General features: G+C 68.1%; 3 protein-coding genes. 2 read left to right on the top strand and 1 reads right to left on the bottom strand.

Annotated features, from left to right (window positions below; translation table 11 throughout):
- Positions 1-9 precede the first annotated feature (9 nt).
- Positions 10-963, bottom strand: a complete 954-nt coding sequence (locus AC1D2K_RS33805; RefSeq protein ID WP_478094696.1) for a LysR family transcriptional regulator — start codon at positions 961-963, stop codon at positions 10-12.
- A 145-nt stretch (positions 964-1,108) separates the two neighbouring features.
- Between AC1D2K_RS33805 and AC1D2K_RS33800 the strand changes: the two genes are divergently transcribed.
- Together AC1D2K_RS33800 and AC1D2K_RS33795 are read left to right on the top strand one after the other, a co-directional pair.
- Positions 1,109-1,810 (top strand): pirin family protein, encoded by a 702-nt coding sequence (locus AC1D2K_RS33800; RefSeq protein WP_478094694.1) that lies wholly within the window; start codon positions 1,109-1,111, stop codon positions 1,808-1,810.
- Positions 1,811-1,845: 35 nt separating this feature from the next.
- A partial coding sequence (locus AC1D2K_RS33795) for a DoxX family protein (RefSeq protein ID WP_478094692.1) occupies positions 1,846-2,156 on the top strand: 311 nt, incomplete at its 3' end.

Raw genomic sequence — 2,156 nt, 5'->3', positions numbered from 1 at the left:
GAACAGGCCCTAGCGGCCGCGGTGGCGCTCCAGCAACGCGAGACGCGTTCCCTCATGCTCGAAGCGCTCGAGCCACCACTGCATCGCGCGCCCCGGGCTGCCGGCGCTGCGCACGCGCCAGGCGCAGTGCATGGTGGCGACCGGCGGCACGCGCCCGGTGCGGCGTTCGACCAGGTGCCCGGCCTCGATGTACGGCCGTGCCATGGGTTCGGGCAGGAAGCCGCCGCCCAATCCGTGCAACTGGGCTGCCAGCTTGGCCTGCATGGTCGGCACCGTGAGCACGTCCTGCCCGCCAACCAGGTTGACCGTCATGCCCGGGCCGGACCGCGMCGAGTCGGCTGCGGCCACGGCGCGATGCTGGCGCAGCACCGCATCGCTGAGCGGCTCGGGGAGTCGCGCCAGCGGATGGTGCGGCGCCACTGCGTAGACGAAGCGCAGCTCGCCCAGCGGGCGGCTGCGGATCCCCGTGGCCGTGAAGGCCAGGTTGGCGGCGTCGAGCACCGCGCCCACGGCCAGATCGGCTTCGCCGCTGGTCAGCGCCTCGAGGGTGCCCAGCAGCGTCTCGTCGCGCAGCTTGAGCCGCGTCGGAGGATCGAGGGCGAAGAACGCGTTCACCAGATCGAGCAGCGGATCGCGCGCGATCACGCTGTCCACCGCGATCGTGAGCATCGGCTCCCAGCCGGTCGCGATGCGCTTGACCCGGTTGGCGACCGCGTCGATCTCGCTCAGCAGCCGGGCCGATTCGCGCAGCAGCTCCACCCCGGCTTCGGTGACCCGTGCCTGGCGCCCGCTGCGGTCGAACAGCAGCACGTCGAGCGCATCCTCGATCAGGCGGACCCGATAGCTCAGCGCGCTGGGCACCAGGTTGAGCGAGCGGGCCGCGGCGGCGAAGCTGCCCGTGCTGGCCACGGTCTGCAGCATCGCGAACGCGTCGGGCGTCAGCACGTCACGGGCAGTAGGCATGGCGGTCGATCATTCAAAAAAATTGAATGATGCCATCAAAGCAGAACGTCTTGAGGCCGGGGCGCGGGGCCTAAAGTTCCACACATCCGCCGCGCACAGGGCGCGGCATTCGAAGCGCCCTCCACGAGAGGGCAGGAGTTCGACGATGTTGCAAGTCCGTAAATCCCAGGAACGAGGCTATGCCGACCACGGCTGGCTGCGTTCCTTTCACAGTTTCTCCTTTGCGGGTTACTACGATCCGGCCCACATGGGCTTCGGCAACCTGCGCGTGATCAACGAGGACCGGGTCGCCGCCGGTGCCGGCTTCGGCACGCACGGCCACAAGGACATGGAAATCATCAGCTACGTGCTGTCGGGCGAACTGGCGCACAAGGACAGCATGGGCAACGTGGAATCGATCCCGCCCGGCGACGTCCAGCGCATGAGCGCGGGCCGCGGCGTGATGCACAGCGAGTTCAACCACAAGGCCGACCAGACCACGCACTTCCTGCAGATCTGGATCGAGCCCAACGTGCGCGGCATCGCGCCGGGGTACGAGCAGAAGACCTTCGCGGCCGAGGAGAAGCGCGGCAAGCTGCGCCTCGTCGCATCGCCCGACGGCGCCGACGGTTCGGTGCTGGTGCATGCGGATGCGCGGCTGTTCGCGGGCCTGCTCGACGGCGACGAACAAGCCAGCCTGGCGCTGGACCCGAAGCGCAAGAGCTACGTGCATCTCGTGCGCGGCGAACTCGAGGCCAATGGCACGAAGCTCGCTACGGGTGATGCGGCCTTGCTCGAAGGCGAAAGCCGGCTGACCCTCGGCGCCGCCAAGGATGCTGAAGTGCTCGTGTTCGATCTTGCCGCCTGAAGTTCACTTTTTTTCAACCTAGAGGAGTCCATCCCATGTCCACCACCACCGCATCTCCGTACGCCGCTCCGGCCACCACCGGCGCCGCCCAAGACTCGCTCGCGCTGCTCGGCCGCGTGCTGATCGCATTGCTCTTCGTGCCCGCCGGCTTCGCCAAGATCGGCGGCTTTGCCGGCATCGTCGGCTACATCGGCGCAGTCGGCCTGCCGTTGCCGCAACTCGGCGCAGTCATCGCGATCGTCGTCGAGCTGGGTCTCGGCCTGTTGCTGCTGGTCGGCTACAAGACGCGCATCGTGTCGATCGTGCTGGCCGTGTTCACGGTCGCGACGGCCGTGTTCTTCCACAA

Source organism: Variovorax sp. P1_H12_2, from assembly GCF_056405335.1.
The sequence above is the reverse complement of the archived record's forward strand: the minus strand, read 5'-3'. Positions and strand labels throughout refer to the sequence as shown.